Source organism: Mycobacterium sp. 1482292.6, from assembly GCF_001672995.1.
Classification (GTDB): Bacteria; Actinomycetota; Actinomycetes; order Mycobacteriales; family Mycobacteriaceae; genus Mycobacterium; species Mycobacterium europaeum_A.
This window is the reverse complement of the sequence record NZ_LZKV01000071.1, coordinates 1-16,143: the sequence shown is the minus strand read 5'-3', so window position 1 is coordinate 16,143 and position 16,143 is coordinate 1. Positions and strand designations below refer to the sequence as shown.

At 69.4% G+C, this 16,143-nt stretch carries 15 protein-coding genes; 14 read left to right on the top strand and 1 reads right to left on the bottom strand.

All coding sequences use genetic code 11. The features are described 5' to 3' along the window. Positions 1-194: 194 nt before the first annotated feature. The 9 genes from A5624_RS06695 to aroQ all read left to right on the top strand — a co-directional run bounded on the left by A5624_RS06695 (position 195) and on the right by aroQ (position 9,763). On the top strand, positions 195-1,406 hold the full coding sequence (locus tag A5624_RS06695) for an acyl-CoA dehydrogenase (RefSeq protein ID WP_066863496.1): 1,212 nt from the start codon (positions 195-197) through the stop codon (positions 1,404-1,406). A gap of 10 nt (positions 1,407-1,416) precedes the next feature. Next, positions 1,417-3,009 carry an ABC transporter substrate-binding protein gene (locus tag A5624_RS06690; protein ID WP_066863493.1) on the top strand — a complete coding sequence of 531 codons (1,593 nt, stop codon included), beginning with the start codon at positions 1,417-1,419 and terminating at the stop codon, positions 3,007-3,009. Positions 3,010-3,013: 4 nt separating this feature from the next. After that, on the top strand, positions 3,014-3,976 hold the full coding sequence (locus A5624_RS06685) for an ABC transporter permease (RefSeq protein ID WP_066863490.1): 963 nt from the start codon (positions 3,014-3,016) through the stop codon (positions 3,974-3,976). Further along, positions 3,973-4,806 (top strand): ABC transporter permease, encoded by an 834-nt coding sequence (locus A5624_RS06680; RefSeq protein ID WP_066863487.1) that lies wholly within the window; start codon positions 3,973-3,975, stop codon positions 4,804-4,806. The genes A5624_RS06685 and A5624_RS06680 overlap by 4 nt, the downstream gene beginning before the upstream one ends. A gap of 17 nt (positions 4,807-4,823) precedes the next feature. Beyond that, positions 4,824-6,434, top strand: a complete 1,611-nt coding sequence (gene nikE / locus A5624_RS06675) for an ABC transporter ATP-binding protein (RefSeq protein WP_066863484.1) — start codon at positions 4,824-4,826, stop codon at positions 6,432-6,434. A gap of 65 nt (positions 6,435-6,499) precedes the next feature. Further along, a complete protein-coding gene (aroC, locus tag A5624_RS06670; RefSeq protein WP_066863568.1) occupies positions 6,500-7,705 on the top strand; it encodes a chorismate synthase in 1,206 nt (401 codons plus the stop codon). After that, positions 7,705-8,229 carry a shikimate kinase gene (locus tag A5624_RS06665; RefSeq protein ID WP_066863481.1) on the top strand — a complete coding sequence of 175 codons (525 nt, stop codon included), beginning with the start codon at positions 7,705-7,707 and terminating at the stop codon, positions 8,227-8,229. The genes aroC and A5624_RS06665 overlap by 1 nt, the downstream gene beginning before the upstream one ends. Further along, positions 8,226-9,320: a 3-dehydroquinate synthase gene (gene aroB / locus A5624_RS06660; RefSeq protein ID WP_066863478.1), complete on the top strand. Its 1,095-nt coding sequence runs from the start codon at positions 8,226-8,228 to the stop codon at positions 9,318-9,320. The genes A5624_RS06665 and aroB overlap by 4 nt, the downstream gene beginning before the upstream one ends. Next, the gene (gene aroQ, locus A5624_RS06655; RefSeq protein ID WP_066863476.1) at positions 9,317-9,763 is read left to right on the top strand and encodes a type II 3-dehydroquinate dehydratase; all 447 of its coding nucleotides are present in this window, start codon (positions 9,317-9,319) and stop codon (positions 9,761-9,763) included. Before aroB ends, aroQ begins: the two co-directional genes overlap by 4 nt. Here aroQ and A5624_RS06650 read toward each other — a convergent pair. Beyond that, positions 9,760-10,440 carry a B-4DMT family transporter gene (locus A5624_RS06650; RefSeq protein WP_066863471.1) on the bottom strand — a complete coding sequence of 227 codons (681 nt, stop codon included), beginning with the start codon at positions 10,438-10,440 and terminating at the stop codon, positions 9,760-9,762. The genes aroQ and A5624_RS06650 overlap by 4 nt on opposite strands. A gap of 33 nt (positions 10,441-10,473) precedes the next feature. Here A5624_RS06650 and A5624_RS06645 point away from each other — a divergent pair, with 33 nt between their 5' ends. From A5624_RS06645 to A5624_RS06625, 5 genes are all read left to right on the top strand, one after another. Continuing rightward, positions 10,474-11,583 carry a Xaa-Pro peptidase family protein gene (locus A5624_RS06645; RefSeq protein ID WP_066863468.1) on the top strand — a complete coding sequence of 370 codons (1,110 nt, stop codon included), beginning with the start codon at positions 10,474-10,476 and terminating at the stop codon, positions 11,581-11,583. Positions 11,584-11,693: 110 nt separating this feature from the next. Then, positions 11,694-12,257: an elongation factor P gene (gene efp / locus A5624_RS06640; RefSeq protein ID WP_066863465.1), complete on the top strand. Its 564-nt coding sequence runs from the start codon at positions 11,694-11,696 to the stop codon at positions 12,255-12,257. After that, positions 12,254-12,757, top strand: coding sequence for a transcription antitermination factor NusB (nusB, locus tag A5624_RS06635; protein WP_066863456.1), 504 nt, complete (start codon positions 12,254-12,256; stop codon positions 12,755-12,757). The genes efp and nusB overlap by 4 nt, the downstream gene beginning before the upstream one ends. Continuing rightward, a complete protein-coding gene (locus A5624_RS06630) occupies positions 12,754-13,143 on the top strand; it encodes an antitermination protein NusB (RefSeq protein WP_066863453.1) in 390 nt (129 codons plus the stop codon). The genes nusB and A5624_RS06630 overlap by 4 nt, the downstream gene beginning before the upstream one ends. Before the next feature lie 92 nt (positions 13,144-13,235). Then, complete coding sequence (locus tag A5624_RS06625) at positions 13,236-16,100, top strand: aminotransferase class I/II-fold pyridoxal phosphate-dependent enzyme (protein ID WP_066863449.1); 2,865 nt, start codon at positions 13,236-13,238, stop codon at positions 16,098-16,100. Positions 16,101-16,143 lie beyond the last annotated feature (43 nt).

The following is a 16,143-nucleotide window of genomic DNA, read 5'->3' as shown; positions in this document are numbered from 1 at the left end:
CGACGTTACGTCGGCGCACGCGCGATGCAACCGCCGCGCGCGGCGCCGACCCGAAGATGGCTGACCACGCGCCATTCCGCTTAAAAATTGTGACGCTATAAACCGTTGTCGGCATCGGCCGGCGGCGCATAGGTTCTGGGGCTGGTTGCCGTGAATCGCCGCGGCACGGACGCATCCGGAAGGCTTTGTCACACATGCCCGTTGGAGTTCACCGGCACGACACACCCGCAGACCCCGCGGCGATCGGCGACGTACTCGCCGAGATCGCCGCCGACTATCGTCTGCGGTTGGCCGACGGTGCGACGGAACCGCCGCTGCGTGGGCTCAAGCTTGTTCGCGACCATCGGCTGGGCGCGGTGCGGTTGGCCCGCGAACTCGGCGGTGCCGGCTTCACGGCGCCGGAGTTCTTCGACTATCTCGTCGCGCTGGCCGCCGCCGACCCTGACCTGGCGCACATTTTGCGGATCCATTACGCGCTGGTCGAGGAGCTGCAGGTCAAGCCGCGGCGCCCCGGCAGCGACCGCTGGATCGCGGTGGTCGCCGAGGGCGGGCTGATCGGGGGCGCCAACGCCGAGCAGAGCCAGAAGTCCGTCGGCGGCAACAACCGCGACACGCGGCTGGTGGCCACCGAGGACGGGTTGCGGTTGCGCGGCAGGAAGTTCTACAGCACCGGCGCGCAGTTCTCCGACTACCTGCGGATCACCGCGCAGGACGACGACGGCGCCCCGACCGCCGTGGTGATTCCGGTGGACCGGGCCGGCGTCGAGCACCTCGACGATTGGGACGGCATCGGTCAGCGTCAAACCGGAAGCGGCACAACGGTGTTCAACGACGTCGCGGTCGCGGCCGACGAAGTCTTCCCGCTGGGCGCCACCATCGGGGTGAACCGCGCCCGAGGTGCGCTGGTGCAGCTGTACCTGCACGCGGTGGCCGCCGGAATCCTGCGCAGCCTGACGGCGGATGCCGCGGCCCTGGTGCGCGGCCGGCGCCGCACCTACACCTTCGCCAGCACCGACACTCCGACCGCCGACCCGCAGTTGCTGCAGATCGTCGGGGAGATCGACGCCGTGGCCTACGGCGCGCACGCTCTGGTGCGCAGCGCGGCGGCCGATCTCGCGCCCGCGCTGGAGGCCGCGCGCGACACCGGGATCGATCCCGAGTTGGAAGCCGCGGCGTCGATCGCCGCCGCGAGGGTCAAGGTCGCGATCCAGGAGCCCGCCCTGCGGGCGGCGTCGCGCGTCTTCGACGCCGGGGGCGCGTCGGCCATCCAGGCCTCGGCGCTGCTGGACCGGCACTGGCGAAACCTGCGAACCCTGTTCTCGCACAACCCGACCATCTACAAGGCGCGGGTGCTGGGCGACGTCGCCGTCAACGGCGCGGCGCTGCCCGACACCAGTTTCTTCTAAACGCGCCCGAATGTCGAAGGCAGCGACGCGCGCGGTGGTGCTGGGCGCCGTCCTCTCGGTCGTGGCGGCGGGGTGCTCGAGCCACCGGCACGCTCCCAGCGCGGGGCCCACCGGGGCGCCGGTGCACGGTGGCACGTTGACCTACTCCGATGTCCAGTTCGTCACCGACACCATGGCGGCCAACTACAGCGCGAACAACCTGATGTTCCAGGTGCTCGACCGGGTGGTGTACGTAGACCCGAAGACCGACGCGGTACATGGATGGCTGGCGAAAACCTTCTCCCGCAACCAGAACGCCACCCGGTACACCTTCACGATCCGCAACGGAGTGACGTTCAGCGACCGGACACCGCTGACCGCCGAGGTGGTGAAGGCGAACTTCGACCAGCTCGGCAAGGGCGACCCGGGCAAGAAGATGCCGGCCTTCGCCGACTTCGTCGGCTACGACCGCAGCGAGGTCAGCGGAAACGTCGTCACCGTGTTCCTCAACCGCCCCAACACGAACTTCTACAAGGTCTTGTCCTACAGCCGCGCCGGGATCCGCGCGCCGTCGACGCTGGCCCTCGACTACCAGCGTCAGGCCAAGATCGAAAACGTCGTCGGCTCAGGCCCGTTCGTCTACCAATCGCAGATTCCCGACCAACAGGTGGTGCTCAAGAAACGCCCGGACTACGCGTGGGCGCCGTCGTCGTGGTCGAACCCGGGGGCCGCCTATCTCGACAAGGTGGTTTTCCGGGTTATCGCCGAACCGGGCCTGCGCGCGGGTGCGGTCCAGTCGCATCAGGTGGACGTGGCGCGCGGAATCCAGCCCACCGACGAACCCGCACTCAAACAGGGTGGCCTGCAGGTGATCTCGGTCGCGGCGCCCGCCGAGACCGCGAACCTGGTGGGCTTTCGGATCAACAACCAGGTCGTCAACGACGTGCGGGTGCGCCGGGCGCTGCAACTGGGCATCGACCGCCAAGCGGTGGTGGATACCGTGCTGTCCGACAGCTATCGGGCCAGCGATTCCGTCCTGGGCCACGACGACCCCTTGTTCGCCAACGTCAGCGCCGACATCGGATACCGGCCGCAGCAGGCGGCCAACCTGCTCGATGCGGCCGGGTGGAGAATCGGCGGCGACGGGGTGCGCGAAAAGGACGGCAAGAAGCTCAATCTGACGCTGGCGGCGTCCAACCAGAGCGTGGTGTTTCGCCCGGCGTTCGAGTTCATCGAATCGCAGTGGCGGGAACTGGGCGTCGTCCTGCAGAACCGGGCCGGCGATACGACGTTCTTCAACGCCTCCAGCAGCCAACAGTCGACTCCGTTGTTCGGCACCCGAATCCAGTACAACATCGGCCTGGGCCTGCTGTTCGGCCGCGCGAAAAGCAACCTGACATTCGCCAAGAACGACGATCTGTTGGCGTTGTCGGAGGAAGAACTCAAAGAGACCGACCCCGCCCGGCTCAAAGCCATCGTCGCTCGCGAACAGCGCAAGATCATCGACGACCAGTTGGCGTTGGTGCTCTGGGACGAGGTGCAGGTTCATGCCGCCGCGCCGAACGTCCACGTCGAGTTCACCCGCTACACCGAGCCGTTGCTGCAGAGCGCGTGGAAGGCCTGACGCGGTGGTCACCTACATCCTCACCCGCGTCGGCCAGTCGGCGATCGTGCTGCTGGTGGCCTTCACCGTCGTCTTCTGGGGGGTCAGCATCCTGCCGACCGATCCCGCGGCGATCTTCGTGGCCAAAGGCGAGGGCTATTTCAACCCCGACATCGTCATCCAGGTCAGGGCGTTCTACGGCTATGACCGGCCGTTGTGGGTGCAGTACTTCTCCCAGCTGAACCAGGTGCTGCACGGGCATTTCGGCTTCTCACTGTCCAGCGGTCAGTCCGTCACCGACCGCATCGGCGGGGTGATCGGCGAGACGCTGAAGTTGGCGGCCACGGCGACCGCGTTCGCGCTGCTGTTCGCCGCGGCGATCACGGCGCTGGCGACCACCTGCGCGCCCGTGAAGTCGGTGGTGCGCGCGATCCCGCCGCTGTTCGGCGCCGTCCCGACGTTCTGGCTGGGATTGGTGGTGCTGCAAGTCTTTTCGGTGCAACTCGGGCTGATCTCGTTGTTTCCGGACGGATCCGTGACCTCGCTGCTGGTCGCGGCGCTGGTGCTCGCCGTGCCCATCTCGGCACCGATCGCGCAGGTGCTGGGCAAGAACATCGATGCCACCCTGGCGCTTCCGCACGTCAACACCGCGCGCGCCAAGGGCGGCACGCCGGGGTGGGTGATCCGCAGGCACGTGCTGAAGAACGCCGCCGCGCCGGCGCTGACGGTGACCGCGACGACGGTGGGTGCGCTGCTGGGCGGATCGGTGGTCACCGAAACCGTGTTCTCCCGTTCCGGCTTGGGAGCCGTACTGCTGCAGGCGGTTTCCAACCAGGACATCTCGCTCATTCAGGGTCTGGTCTTGCTGACCGCGGTGGTCATCGTGGCGGCCAACCTCGTGGTCGACTTGATCTACCCGCTGCTGGACCCGCGCGTCACCAAGTCGCAGCGCCGCGGATTCACCACCCGGCTGGGCAGGTTCGGATGAGCGCGGTCGCGGCGCCGGCCCGCCGCGCGCGGCGTTCAGCGTCCTGGTCGGTGCGGCTGTCCGCGGCGCTGCTGATCCTCGTCGCCGCATGGGCGGTCGCCCCCGGGCTGTTCACCGAGCGAAACCCGGTGAAGGGCAAGCCCGTCGACAAGTTCCAGCCGCCCAGCTCGGTGCATTGGTTCGGCACCGACCACCTCGGCCGCGACGTGCTGACCCGGGTCATCTACGGGACTTCGCACACCATCGCGACGGCCGGGTTGGCGGTGGCGGTGGGACTGCTGATCGGCAGCGTCGTCGGCATCCTGGCCGGCGTGTCCGGCCCCGCCGTCGACGCGCTCGGCATGCGATTCGCCGATGTGCTGCTGGCGCTGCCGGGTTTTCTGGTGTCGGTGTGGATCGTCACCGCCTACGGCCCGGGCCCGCTGTCGGTCGGCATCGGTGTCGGCATCGGTTCGATCGCGATCTTCGCCCGGGTGTTTCGCGCCGAAGTGCTTCGCGTCCGGGCGCTGGACTATGTCGAGGCCGCCTTCTTGTCCGGGGAGACCCGGTGGTCGGTGATCCGCCGGCACATCGTGCCCAACGCGGCCGGGGTCGTGATCGCCCTGACCGTCATCGATCTGAGCAGCGCGATCCTGTTGATCTCGGCGTTGGGTTACCTGGGCTACAGCGCCCCGCCGCCGACCCCGGAGTGGGGGCTGCTCATCGCCGAGGGCCGCCGCTACTTGGCGACCGCGTGGTGGCTCACCACGTTGCCCGGCGCCGTCGTTCTGCTGGTGATCCTGGCGCTCGGTGTGGTGAGCCGCCGGGCGCTGACGTCCAACCGGATCTGAACGCAAGGAGACGCACCGTGTCCCCACCGCTGCTCGACGTGTCCGGCCTCACCGTGACCTACCCGGGTGAGGTGCCCAAGGTGGCCCTCGACCACCTCGACCTGGCGGTGTCCCGGCGCGAATTCGTCGCCGTGGTTGGCGAATCCGGTTCGGGCAAAACCACTTTGGCGAACGCGGTGCTCGGATTGCTGCCCCCGGCGGCGACCATCACCGCGGGGTCGCTGGCCATCGGTGGCCGCGACGCGCTCGGCCTGAGTGAGCGCCAGTGGTGCGGGCTGCGTGGCAGCGCCGTCGGGTTGGTGCCGCAGGATCCGGCCACGTCGCTGAACCCGGTGCGGACCATCGGGTCTCAGATCGCCGAGGTCTTCGCCCTGAAGAAGGAGAAGCTGTCCCGGCGCCAGGTCCGTCAGCGCTGCATCGACCTGTTGGACCGGGTTGAAATCGACCGCCCCGAGCAGCGACTCAAGCAGTATCCCGGTGAGCTCTCCGGGGGCATGCGCCAGCGCGTGCTGCTGGCGATCGCGTTCGGTCTCGGTCCCGACCTGTTGATCGCCGACGAGCCGACCTCCGCCCTCGACGTGACCGTCCAGCGTCACGTTCTGGCCGTGTTCGACCGGCTCGTCGCCGAGCACGGCACCACCGTCGTCTTCATCACCCACGACATCGGCGTGGCCACCGATCACGCGTCGCGCATCGTGGTGATGCGCGACGGCGCGGTCGTGGAAGACGCCGCGGCCGACGCGATCGTCGCGGCGCCGCGCACCGAGTACGCCGCGCACCTGATCCGCCGGCTCGGTGCCCAGGCGCCGGCCGCCGGTCACATCGATGCCGAGGAGGTCATCGAGGTCGCGGGTGTCGCCAAGGAGTTCCGGATCGGCGCCCGGGGCGAACACACCGCGGTGGCCGACCTGACCTTCGCGGTCAGGCGCGGCGAGACGCTGGCCCTGGTGGGGGAGTCCGGGTCGGGGAAGTCGACCACGGCGAAGATGATCGTCGGCCTGCTCAAGCCCAGCCGGGGAACGGTGGCCGTGCTGGGCCGCGACATCGCCTCGCTGTCGGCGCGGGGCCGGCGCGAGCACTGGCAAGACATCCAGTTCGTGTATCAGAACCCCGGTTCGGCGCTCGACCCGCGCTGGACCGTCCGCCAGATCCTGGAAAGCCCGCTGCGCTCCTACGGGATAGGCGACAAGGGGGAGCGGGCCCTGCGCGTCTCGGAGGCGGTGACCGGCGTCGGCCTGACCCCGGACAAGCTCGACCGGCGGCCCGCCGAGCTGTCCGGCGGCGAATGCCAGCGCGTCGCGATCGCCCGCGCGCTGGTGGTGCGACCGCAGATCGTGCTGCTCGACGAACCGCTGTCGGCGCTGGACGTCGTGACGCAGGAACAGATCATCGGCCTGCTGCTGCGGCTGCAGGAAGAGCTGGGCCTGACCTACCTGTTCATCTCCCACGATCTGTCGGTCGTCCGGCGCGTGTCCCACCGCGTCGTGGTGCTGCGGGCCGGGCGGGTGGTGGAAAGCGGCGCCACCGCGGCGGTGTTCGCGGCGCCGGCGGCGGACTACACCCGCGCGCTCCTGGACGCCACACCGGGGCGGCGGCTGGCGCATCTGGCGCTGTCCGCCTCCGGATAGCGGCCGGCACCGCCGCGGGCTGCGCGAATCGGCTTTTCGGAAGTCGACATGGGACAATGGGATCCGTGTTGCGTTGGATCACTGCTGGGGAGTCGCACGGCCGCGCGCTGGTGGCCGTGCTCGAAGGCATGGTCGCCGGTGTGGAGATCACCTCCCTCGACATTTCCGAACAGCTGGCCCGCCGCCGCCTCGGTTACGGCCGCGGCGCCCGGATGGCGTTCGAGCGGGACGCGGTGAGCGTGCTGTCCGGGGTGCGTCACGGTGTCACCCTCGGCGGGCCCATCGCCGTCGAGATCGGCAATACCGAATGGCCGAAGTGGGAGACCGTGATGGCCGCCGACCCGGTCGACCCGAGCGAGCTGGCCGACAGCGCGCGCAACGCGCCGCTCACCCGGCCGCGGCCCGGCCACGCCGACTACGCGGGCATGCTCAAGTACGGCTTCGACGACGCCCGGCCGGTGCTGGAACGGGCCAGCGCCCGCGAGACGGCGGCCCGCGTCGCGGCGGCCACCATCGCCCGCGCGTTCCTGCGCCAGGCGCTGGGCGTCGAGGTGCTCTCGCACGTCATCGCGATCGGCCCGTCGGCGCCCTACCAGGGCCCGCCGCCCGGCCCGGGCGACCTGCCCGCGATCGACGCCAGCCCGGTGCGCGCCTTCGACAAGGCGGCCGAGGAGGCGATGATCGCCGAGATCGAGGCCGCCAAGAAGGACGGCGACACGCTCGGCGGGGTGGTCGAGGTGGTGGTCCTGGGCCTGCCCATCGGGCTGGGCTCGTTCACCAGCGGCGACAACCGCCTCGACAGCCAGCTCGCCGCCGCCGTGATGGGCATCCAGGCGATCAAGGGCGTCGAGATCGGCGACGGCTTCGAGACGGCGCGCCGCCGCGGCAGCCGAGCCCACGACGAGATGTATCCGGGCCCAGACGGGGTGGTCCGCTCGACCAACCGGGCGGGTGGCCTGGAGGGCGGCATGACCAACGGCCAGCCCCTGCGGGTGCGCGCCGCGATGAAGCCCATCTCCACGGTGCCGCGGGCGTTGGCCACCGTCGACATGGCGACCGGCGACGAGGCCGTCGCGATCCACCAGCGCTCGGACGTCTGCGCGGTGCCGGCCGCCGGCGTGGTGGTCGAGGCCATGGTGGCGCTGGTGCTGGCCCGCGCGGCGCTGCAGAAGTTCGGCGGCGACTCGCTGGCCGAAACCCGCCGCAACGTCGAGTCCTACCGGCGGGCGGTCGCCGAGCGGGAGTCGCCGGCCGCCCGGGGTACCGCGTAATGGCGCCCAGGGCTGTTCTGATCGGTCTGCCGGGATCGGGCAAGTCCACCATCGGCCGGCGGCTGGCCAAGGCCCTCGGGGTCGACTTCCTGGACACCGATGTGGCCATCGAGCAGCGGACCGGGCGGCGCATCGCCGACATCTTCGCCACCGACGGCGAGCCGGAATTCCGCCGCATCGAGGAGGAAGTGGTGCGCGCCGCGCTGGCCGATCACGACGGCGTGGTGTCCCTGGGGGGCGGCGCCGTCACCACCCCGGGGGTGCGGGCGGCGCTGGCCGGTCACACCGTCATCTACCTGGAGATCAGCGCCACCGAAGGCGTGCGGCGCACCGGCGGCAACGCCGTGCGTCCGCTGCTGGCCGGGCCCGATCGCGCCGACAAGTACCGCGCGCTGCTGGCCGAGCGCAGCCCGCTGTACCGGCGGGCCGCGACCATCCGCGTCGACACCAACCGGCGCAACCCCGGCGCGGTGGTGCGCTACATCGTCTCGCGGTTGCAGGCTCCCGCGGGGGCCGCGACATGACCCGCTCGGGTGAGCCCGTCACCATCGAGGTGGCCGTCGACCCGCCGTACCCGGTGATCATCGGTACCGGCCTGCTGGGCGAGCTGGACGAACTCCTCTGCAACCGGCACAAGGTGGCCATCGTGCATCAGCCGGTGCTGGCCGAGACCGCCGAGGTGATCCGAGGCCGGTTGGCGGACAAGGGTGTTGACGCGCACCGCATCGAGATCCCGGACGCCGAAGACGGCAAAGACCTTCCGGTCGTGGGCTTCTTGTGGGAAGTGCTGGGCCGCATCGGGATCGGGCGCAAGGACGCGTTGGTCAGTCTCGGCGGCGGCGCGGCCACCGACGTCGCGGGGTTCGCGGCGGCCACCTGGCTGCGCGGCGTCGACATCGTGCACGTGCCCACCACGCTGCTCGGCATGGTCGATGCGGCCGTCGGCGGCAAGACGGGGATCAACACCGACGCGGGCAAGAACCTGGTCGGGTCGTTCCATCAGCCCCACGCGGTCCTGGTCGACCTCGCGACGCTGCAGACGTTGCCGCCCAACGAACTTGTGGCCGGGATGGCCGAAATCGTCAAGGCGGGATTCATCGCCGATCCGGTGATCCTCGACCTCATCGAGGCCGATCCGCAGGCCGCCGTCGACCCGTCGGGTGACGTGCTGGCGGAACTGATCCGCCGCGCGATCGCCGTCAAGGCGGAGGTGGTGGCCGCCGACGAGAAAGAGTCGGAGCTGCGCGAAATCCTCAACTACGGGCACACATTGGGCCACGCCATCGAGCGCCGGGAGCGCTACCAGTGGCGCCACGGCGCCGCGGTGTCGGTGGGTCTGGTCTTCGCCGCCGAGCTGGCCCGGCTGGCCGGCCGGCTCGACGACGCCACCGCGCAGCGCCACCGCACCATCCTGTCCGCGCTCGGCCTGCCGGTCAGCTACGACGCCGACGCGCTGCCGCAGCTGCTGGAATACATGGCGGGAGATAAGAAGTCGCGCGCCGGGGTGCTGCGGTTCGTGGTGCTCGACGGGCTGGGCAAGCCGGGCCGGCTGGCCGGACCCGACCCGGCGCTGTTGGCGGCGGCATATGCCGGACTCGCGCAGGAGGCTTCGTGACCACGACTGTGAACGTCATCAACGGCCCGAACCTGGGCCGGCTGGGGCGCCGCGAGCCCGACGTGTACGGCGACACGACGCACGATCAGCTGGCGGCGCTGATCGAGCGCGAGGCCGATGACCTGGGCCTCAAAGCCGTTGTGCGGCAAAGCGATAACGAAGCCGAGCTGCTGGACTGGATCCACTCGGCCGCCGACGCGGGCGAACCGGTGATCCTCAACGCCGGCGGGCTCACCCACACCTCGGTGGCCCTGCGCGACGCCTGCGCCGAGCTGAGCGCACCCCTGATCGAGGTGCACATCTCCAATGTCCATGCCCGCGAGGAGTTTCGGCGGCATTCCTACCTGAGCCCGGTCGCCACCGGCGTGATCGTCGGGCTGGGGGTACAGGGCTATCTGCTCGCCCTGCGCTATCTGGCCGGAAAGCCCGGCGCCGACAGCTAGCCCTTGCCGTGCTCCGTGCCCGGCTTGGTGTGCTCGTCGCCGCGGTGGATCACTTCGGTCTTGGGGTCGTGCTCGGTTTTGCCGATCGATTCGGTGGGCTCTTCGCGCTCGGCGGTGGCGACGGCCGCGGTCCGCGCGTCGGTCTGGTGGCTGGACGTCTGCGCGGGAATCTCGCCGGTAGGGGCGTCGTCACCGCGCACCGCGGAGAACACGTCGGTGTCGGCCCGTTCGTCGTCGGCGCCCGGCCGCCGCGGCGGGGGATTGCGGTCCACCCGCCAGCGCCCGATGGTCACGCCGATGATGGCGGGCAGGAAGACGCACAGCGCGGTGAAGGCGGCGAAGGTGGTGAGCTCGTTGAGCAGCCCGCCGGTGTACAGGCCCTTGTAGAAGAGCGCGATCAGCCAGGTCACGGCGCCGCTGAGCACACCGGCCAGCAGGCCGGCCAGCAGCCACGTCATCGCCAGGTCGCCGCGGCGGTCCGGATCGGGGTTGGCGCGGGCGTCGGCCCGGCCGTCGAGCACCCCCCACACGGCCACGCCGATGATGAACAGCACCAGCAGCACCACGCTGAACAACCCGGCGTTCGTCTGCCACGCGTTGATCAGTGCACCTTGGAACAATCGGACGACGACCATCGCCGTGGCGTAGACCAATCCGCGCAGCATCCAGTTACTCATGGCCCAAAAGCGTAGCGAGTACCGTCAAGACCTGTGACACATTCACAGCGTCGAGACAGGCTCAAAGCACGACTCGAGGCCAGCGGATTGGATGCGCTGCTGGTCACGGACCTGGTGAACGTCCGTTACCTTTCCGGTTTCACCGGATCCAACGGCGCGTTGCTGGTGTTCGCCAACGGTCGGGGCCCCGTGCTGGCCACCGACGGGCGCTACCGAACGCAGGCCGCCGAGCAGGCGCCGGACCTCGAGGTCGCCATCGAACGGGCCCTCGGGCGCTACCTGGTCGGGCAGGCCGCCGAGGCCGGCGCGCAGAAGCTGGGCTTCGAAAGCAATGTGGTCACCGTCGACGGGTTCGACGCCCTGACCCGTAAGCTCGACGACCGCAAGGCGGCCACCGAGCTGGTCAAGGCCGCCGGCACGGTCGAAGCGCTGCGCGAGGTCAAGGACGCCGGCGAGGTCGCGCTGCTGCGGCTGGCCTGCGAGGCGGCCGACGCCGCGCTCAGCGACCTGGTGGCGCGTGGCGGCCTGCGGCCGGGCCGGACCGAACGCGAGGTGAGCCGCGAGCTGGAGGCCCTGATGCTCGACCACGGCGCCGACGCGATCTCGTTCGAGACCATCGTGGCCGCCGGGCCGAATTCGGCGATCCCGCACCATCGCCCGACCGATGCCGTGCTGGCCAGCGGCGATTTCGTGAAGATCGACTTCGGCGCGCTGGTCGGCGGCTACCACTCCGACATGACCCGCACCTTCGTGCTCGGCAAGGCCGCCGACTGGCAGCTGGAGATCTACCAGCTGGTCGCCGACTCGCAGCGGGCCGGCCGGGAGGCGCTGCACGCCGGCGCCGACCTGCGCGAGGTGGACGCCGCGGCCCGTCGGGTGATCGCCGACGCCGGTTACGGCGAGCAGTTCAGCCACAGCCTGGGCCACGGCGTGGGCCTGCAGATCCACGAGGCACCGGGCATCGGCGCCACCTCCACCGGCACGTTGCTGGCCGAGTCGGTGGTGACCGTGGAACCCGGCGTCTACCTGCCCGGCCGCGGCGGGGTGCGCATCGAGGACACCCTGGTGGTGCCGCAGGAGGCCGGCGGCACATCACCGGAATTGCTGACCAAGTTCCCCAAGGAGCTGGCCGTCCTGGGGTAGCCGTCGCGCGACCCCGGCCCGCGAGGCCCGGCCCCGCGGCGCTCTAAACTAGCCGACAAGTCGCACACAGTCCGCAGACGACTGTCCATCCCGAGGAGATATACCGAACCGTGGCAAGCACTGCCGATTTCAAGAACGGACTGGTGCTGGTGATCGACGGCCAGCTGTGGCAGATCGTCGAGTTCCAGCACGTCAAACCCGGCAAGGGCCCGGCGTTCGTGCGGACCAAGCTGAAGAACGTGCTCTCCGGCAAGGTCGTCGACAAGACGTACAACGCCGGGGTCAAGGTGGAGACCGCCACCGTCGACCGGCGCGACGCCACCTATCTGTACCGCGACGGCAGCGACTTCGTGTTCATGGACAGCCAGGACTACGAGCAGCACCCGCTGCCCGAGTCGCTGGTCGGGGACGCCGCCCGGTTCCTGCTGGAGGGCCTGCCGGTGCAGGTGGCGTTCCACAACGGGTCACCGCTGTACCTCGAGCTGCCGGTGTCGGTCGAGATGGAGGTCACCCACACCGAGCCCGGCCTGCAGGGTGACCGGTCCAGCGCCGGCACCAAGCCGGCCACCGTGGAGACCGGCGCCGAGATCCAGGTGCCGCTGTTCATCAACACCGGCGACAAGCTGAAGGTGGACACCCGCGACGGCAGCTACTTGGGGCGCATCAACGCGTGAGTAGACCCGTGAGGGGACGCCACCAGGCCCGCAAACGCGCCGTCGACCTGTTGTTCGAAGCCGAGGCCCGCGGACTGAGCCCGGCGGAGGTCGTCGACGTCCGCACCGGGCTCGCCGAAACGAACCCCGAAGTCGCGCCCCTGCAGCCGTATACGGCCGCGGCGGCCCGGGGCGTCGGTGAGCACGCCGCGCACATCGACGACCTGATCAGCTCGCACCTGCAGGGCTGGACGCTGGACCGGCTGCCGGCCGTGGACCGCGCGATCCTGCGGGTCGCGGTGTGGGAGCTGCTGTACGCCGACGACGTGCCCGAGCCGGTCGCCGTCGACGAGGCCGTCCAGCTGGCCAAGGAGTTGTCCACCGACGACTCGCCGGGCTTCGTCAACGGGGTGCTGGGCCACGTCATGCTGGTGACGCCGCAGATCCGGGCCGCCGCCGAGGCGGTCCGAGGCGCGCTGGGTCCCGACCTAACCCCGGAGGACCCCGGACCGCAGCCATGACCCGGTTGGAGCTGCGCCTGCTCGTGGCGGCCGTGCTGGCCGCGACGGTGGTGCTGGGCGCGGTGATCTGCGCCGCCTATCGCCTGACCATCGTCGCCTCGGTGCTCTCCATCTACGCGCTGGGGGTGGGCGCCTGGCTGTATCACTGCGTCGAACGGGTGATCGTGGCCCGGCGCATCAGCACGGTGCGCTCGGCGGCCAAGCCGCTGCAGCCGCTGCTGCCGGTGATGGCCGCGATCATGGGGCTGACGCAGGGCGTGGTGCGCTCGCTGTCCGACGTCACCGAATTGCCCGCCCGCCGCTGGGAGTTGCCGGTGTTGCGTTGGGTGGACAGCACGCGGGGTAATCGCCGTGTGGTGGAAAGTGACGACGAGGCGGATCACTGATCAAGCTGAGGTGAAATGACCACGGGCATGTCGCGGCGGGTTGACAATACGAGCGGCACGTCAGCGGCGGCGAACGAAGAACAGGTGAGGTCATGATTCGATACAGCACCCAGCCGCGACGACTCCGGGTGTCGGCACTGGCGGCCGTGGCCAACCCGTCCTACGCGCGGGTCGACACCTGGAACCTGCTCGACGACGCCTGCCGTCACCTGGCCGAGGTGGACCTCGCCGGGCTGGACAAGACCCACGACGTGGCCCGGGTCAAACGGCTGATGGACCGCATCGCCGCCTACGAGCGGTACTGGCTGTACCCCGGGGCGGCGAACCTGGCGATCTTCCGCGCCCATCTGGAAAGCCTGTCCACCGTGCGGCTCACCGAAGAGGTGTCGCTGGCCGTGCGGTTGCTCAGTGAATATGGCGACCGCGCAGGGCTTTTCGATACGTCCGCGCCGCTCGATGACCAGGAACTGGTGGCCCAGGCCAAACAGCAGCACTTCTACACCGTGCTGCTCGCCGACGACGCCCCGAGCACCGCGCCGGACAGCCTGGCCGAGTGTCTGCGCGCGCTGCGCACGCCGTCCGACGATGTGCAGTTCGAGATCCTGGTGGTGCCCAGCGTGGAGGACGCCATCACCGCGGTCGCGCTGAACGGGGAGATCCAGGCCGCGATCATCCGCGACGACCTGCCGCTGCGGTCCCGTGACCGGCTGCCGCTGATGAACACGCTGCTCGGCCCGAACGAGGACGCCGGAGACGGCATCCCGGACCGCGCCAACTACTGGGTGGAGTGCGGCGAGTGGATCCGGGAGCTGCGGCCCCACATCGACCTGTATCTGCTCACCGACGAGTCGATCGCGGCCGGCGACGGGACCGAGCCCGACGTCTACGACCGCACGTTCTACCGGCTCAACGACGTCACCGACCTGCACAGCACGGTGCTCGCCGGGCTGCGGAACCGTTACGCCACACCGTTTTTCGACGCGTTACGGGCGTATGCCGCCGCCCCGGTCGGGCAATTCCACGCCCTGCCGGTCGCGCGGGGCGCCAGCATCTTCAACTCCAGGTCGCTGCAGGACATGGGGGAGTTCTACGGCCGCAACATCTTCATGGCCGAAACCTCCACCACCTCCGGCGGGCTGGACTCGCTGCTGGATCCGCACGGCAACATCAAAAAGGCGATGGACAAGGCCGCCAAGACGTGGAACGCCGACCACACCTACTTCGTCACCAACGGCACGTCGACGGCCAACAAGATCGTCGTGCAGTCGCTGACCCGGCCCGGCGACATCGTGCTCATCGACCGCAACTGCCACAAGTCGCATCACTACGGGCTGGTGCTGGCCGGCGCCTACCCGCTGTATCTGGACGCCTATCCGTTGCCGCAGTTCGCGATCTACGGCGCGGTGTCGCTGCACACCATCAAGCAGGCGCTGCTGGACCTGGAAGCCGCCGGGCAGCTGCACCGGGTGCGCATGCTGCTGCTGACCAACTGCACCTTCGACGGCGTCGTCTACAACCCGCTGCAGGTCATGCAGGAGGTGCTGGCGATCAAGCCGGACATCTGCTTCCTGTGGGACGAGGCGTGGTACGCGTTCGCCACGGCGGTGCCGTGGGCCCGGCAGCGGACCGCGATGGTGTCCGCCGAGCGCCTCGAACAGATGCTGGCCTCACCGGAATACCTTGAGGAATACCGGAAATGGGCCGCGACCATGGACGGCGTCGACCGGTCGGAATGGATCGAGCGGGAGCTGATGCCCGACCCGGAAACCGCGCGGGTCCGCGTCTACGCCACGCATTCCACGCACAAATCGCTGTCGGCGCTTCGGCAGGCGTCGATGATCCACGTGCGCGACCAGGATTTCAACGCGCTCACCCGCGATTCGTTCGGTGAGGCGTTTTTGACCCACACCTCGACGTCACCCAACCAGCAACTGCTGGCGTCGCTGGATCTGGCACGCCGACAGGTCGACATCGAGGGCTTCCAACTGGTCCGGCAGGTCTACGACATGGCGCTGGTCTTCCGGCATCGGGTGCGCAAGGACCGGTTGATCAGCAAGTGGTTCCGCATTCTCGACGAATCCGATTTGGTACCAGAGGAATTCCGAAAGTCCTCGGTGAGCTCCTACCGCGAGGTCAGGCAGGGGGCGCTGGCCGAGTGGAACGAGGCGTGGCGCTCGGACCAGTTCGTGCTCGACGCCACCCGGGTGACGCTGTTCGTCGGCGCGACCGGGATGAACGGTTACGACTTCCGCGAGAAGATCCTGATGGAGCGATTCGGCATCCAGATCAACAAGACGTCGATCAACAGCGTGCTGTTGATCTTCACGATCGGCGTCACCTGGTCGAGCGTGCACTACCTGCTCGACGTGTTGCGAAGGGTGGCAATCGATTTCGATCGCATCCAGAAGGCGGCCAGCGTTGCCGACCGAGCGCTGCAGGAGCGTCACGTCGAGGAGATCACCGAAGACCTGCCGCATCTGCCCGACTTCAGCGAATTCGACATGGCGTTCAAGCCCGTCGACGAGTGCAAATTCGGCGACATGCGTTCGGCGTTCTACGCCGGATACGAGGAGTCCGACCGCGAACACGTGCTGATCGGCATGGCCGGGCGACGGCTGGCCGAGGGCAAGACCCTGGTGTCGACCACGTTCGTGGTGCCCTACCCGCCGGGCTTCCCGGTGCTGGTCCCCGGTCAGGTGGTGTCCAAGGAGATCGTGTACTTCCTGGCCCAGCTCGACGTCAAGGAAATCCACGGCTACAACCCGGATCTGGGGTTGTCGGTGTTCACCGAGACGGCGCTGGCGCGCATGGAGGCGCAACGCAGCGCCGCGATGGCCGCGGTGGGCTCGGTGACCGCGGCCTTCGAACTGCCCTCGGACGCGTCCGCGACCAACGGGGCACGCACCAACGGGGCCAGCGACGCCCCGGCCGTGCCGTCGGGCGCCGACAGCGGCTGAGCGATCAGCGGGGTGTCGGAGTCGGCCGGGCGGCGCACGTGGT

Coding starts and splice junctions, on each gene's coding strand:
- A5624_RS06695 (WP_066863496.1), top strand. CDS start 195: ATGCCCGTTGGAGTTCACCGGCACGACACACCCGCAGACCCCGCGGCG.
- A5624_RS06690 (WP_066863493.1), top strand. CDS start 1,417: ATGTCGAAGGCAGCGACGCGCGCGGTGGTGCTGGGCGCCGTCCTCTCG.
- A5624_RS06680 (WP_066863487.1), top strand. CDS start 3,973: ATGAGCGCGGTCGCGGCGCCGGCCCGCCGCGCGCGGCGTTCAGCGTCC.
- A5624_RS06665 (WP_066863481.1), top strand. CDS start 7,705: ATGGCGCCCAGGGCTGTTCTGATCGGTCTGCCGGGATCGGGCAAGTCC.
- aroB (WP_066863478.1), top strand. CDS start 8,226: ATGACCCGCTCGGGTGAGCCCGTCACCATCGAGGTGGCCGTCGACCCG.
- A5624_RS06650 (WP_066863471.1), bottom strand. CDS start 10,440: ATGAGTAACTGGATGCTGCGCGGATTGGTCTACGCCACGGCGATGGTC.
- A5624_RS06630 (WP_066863453.1), top strand. CDS start 12,754: ATGACCCGGTTGGAGCTGCGCCTGCTCGTGGCGGCCGTGCTGGCCGCG.
- A5624_RS06625 (WP_066863449.1), top strand. CDS start 13,236: ATGATTCGATACAGCACCCAGCCGCGACGACTCCGGGTGTCGGCACTG.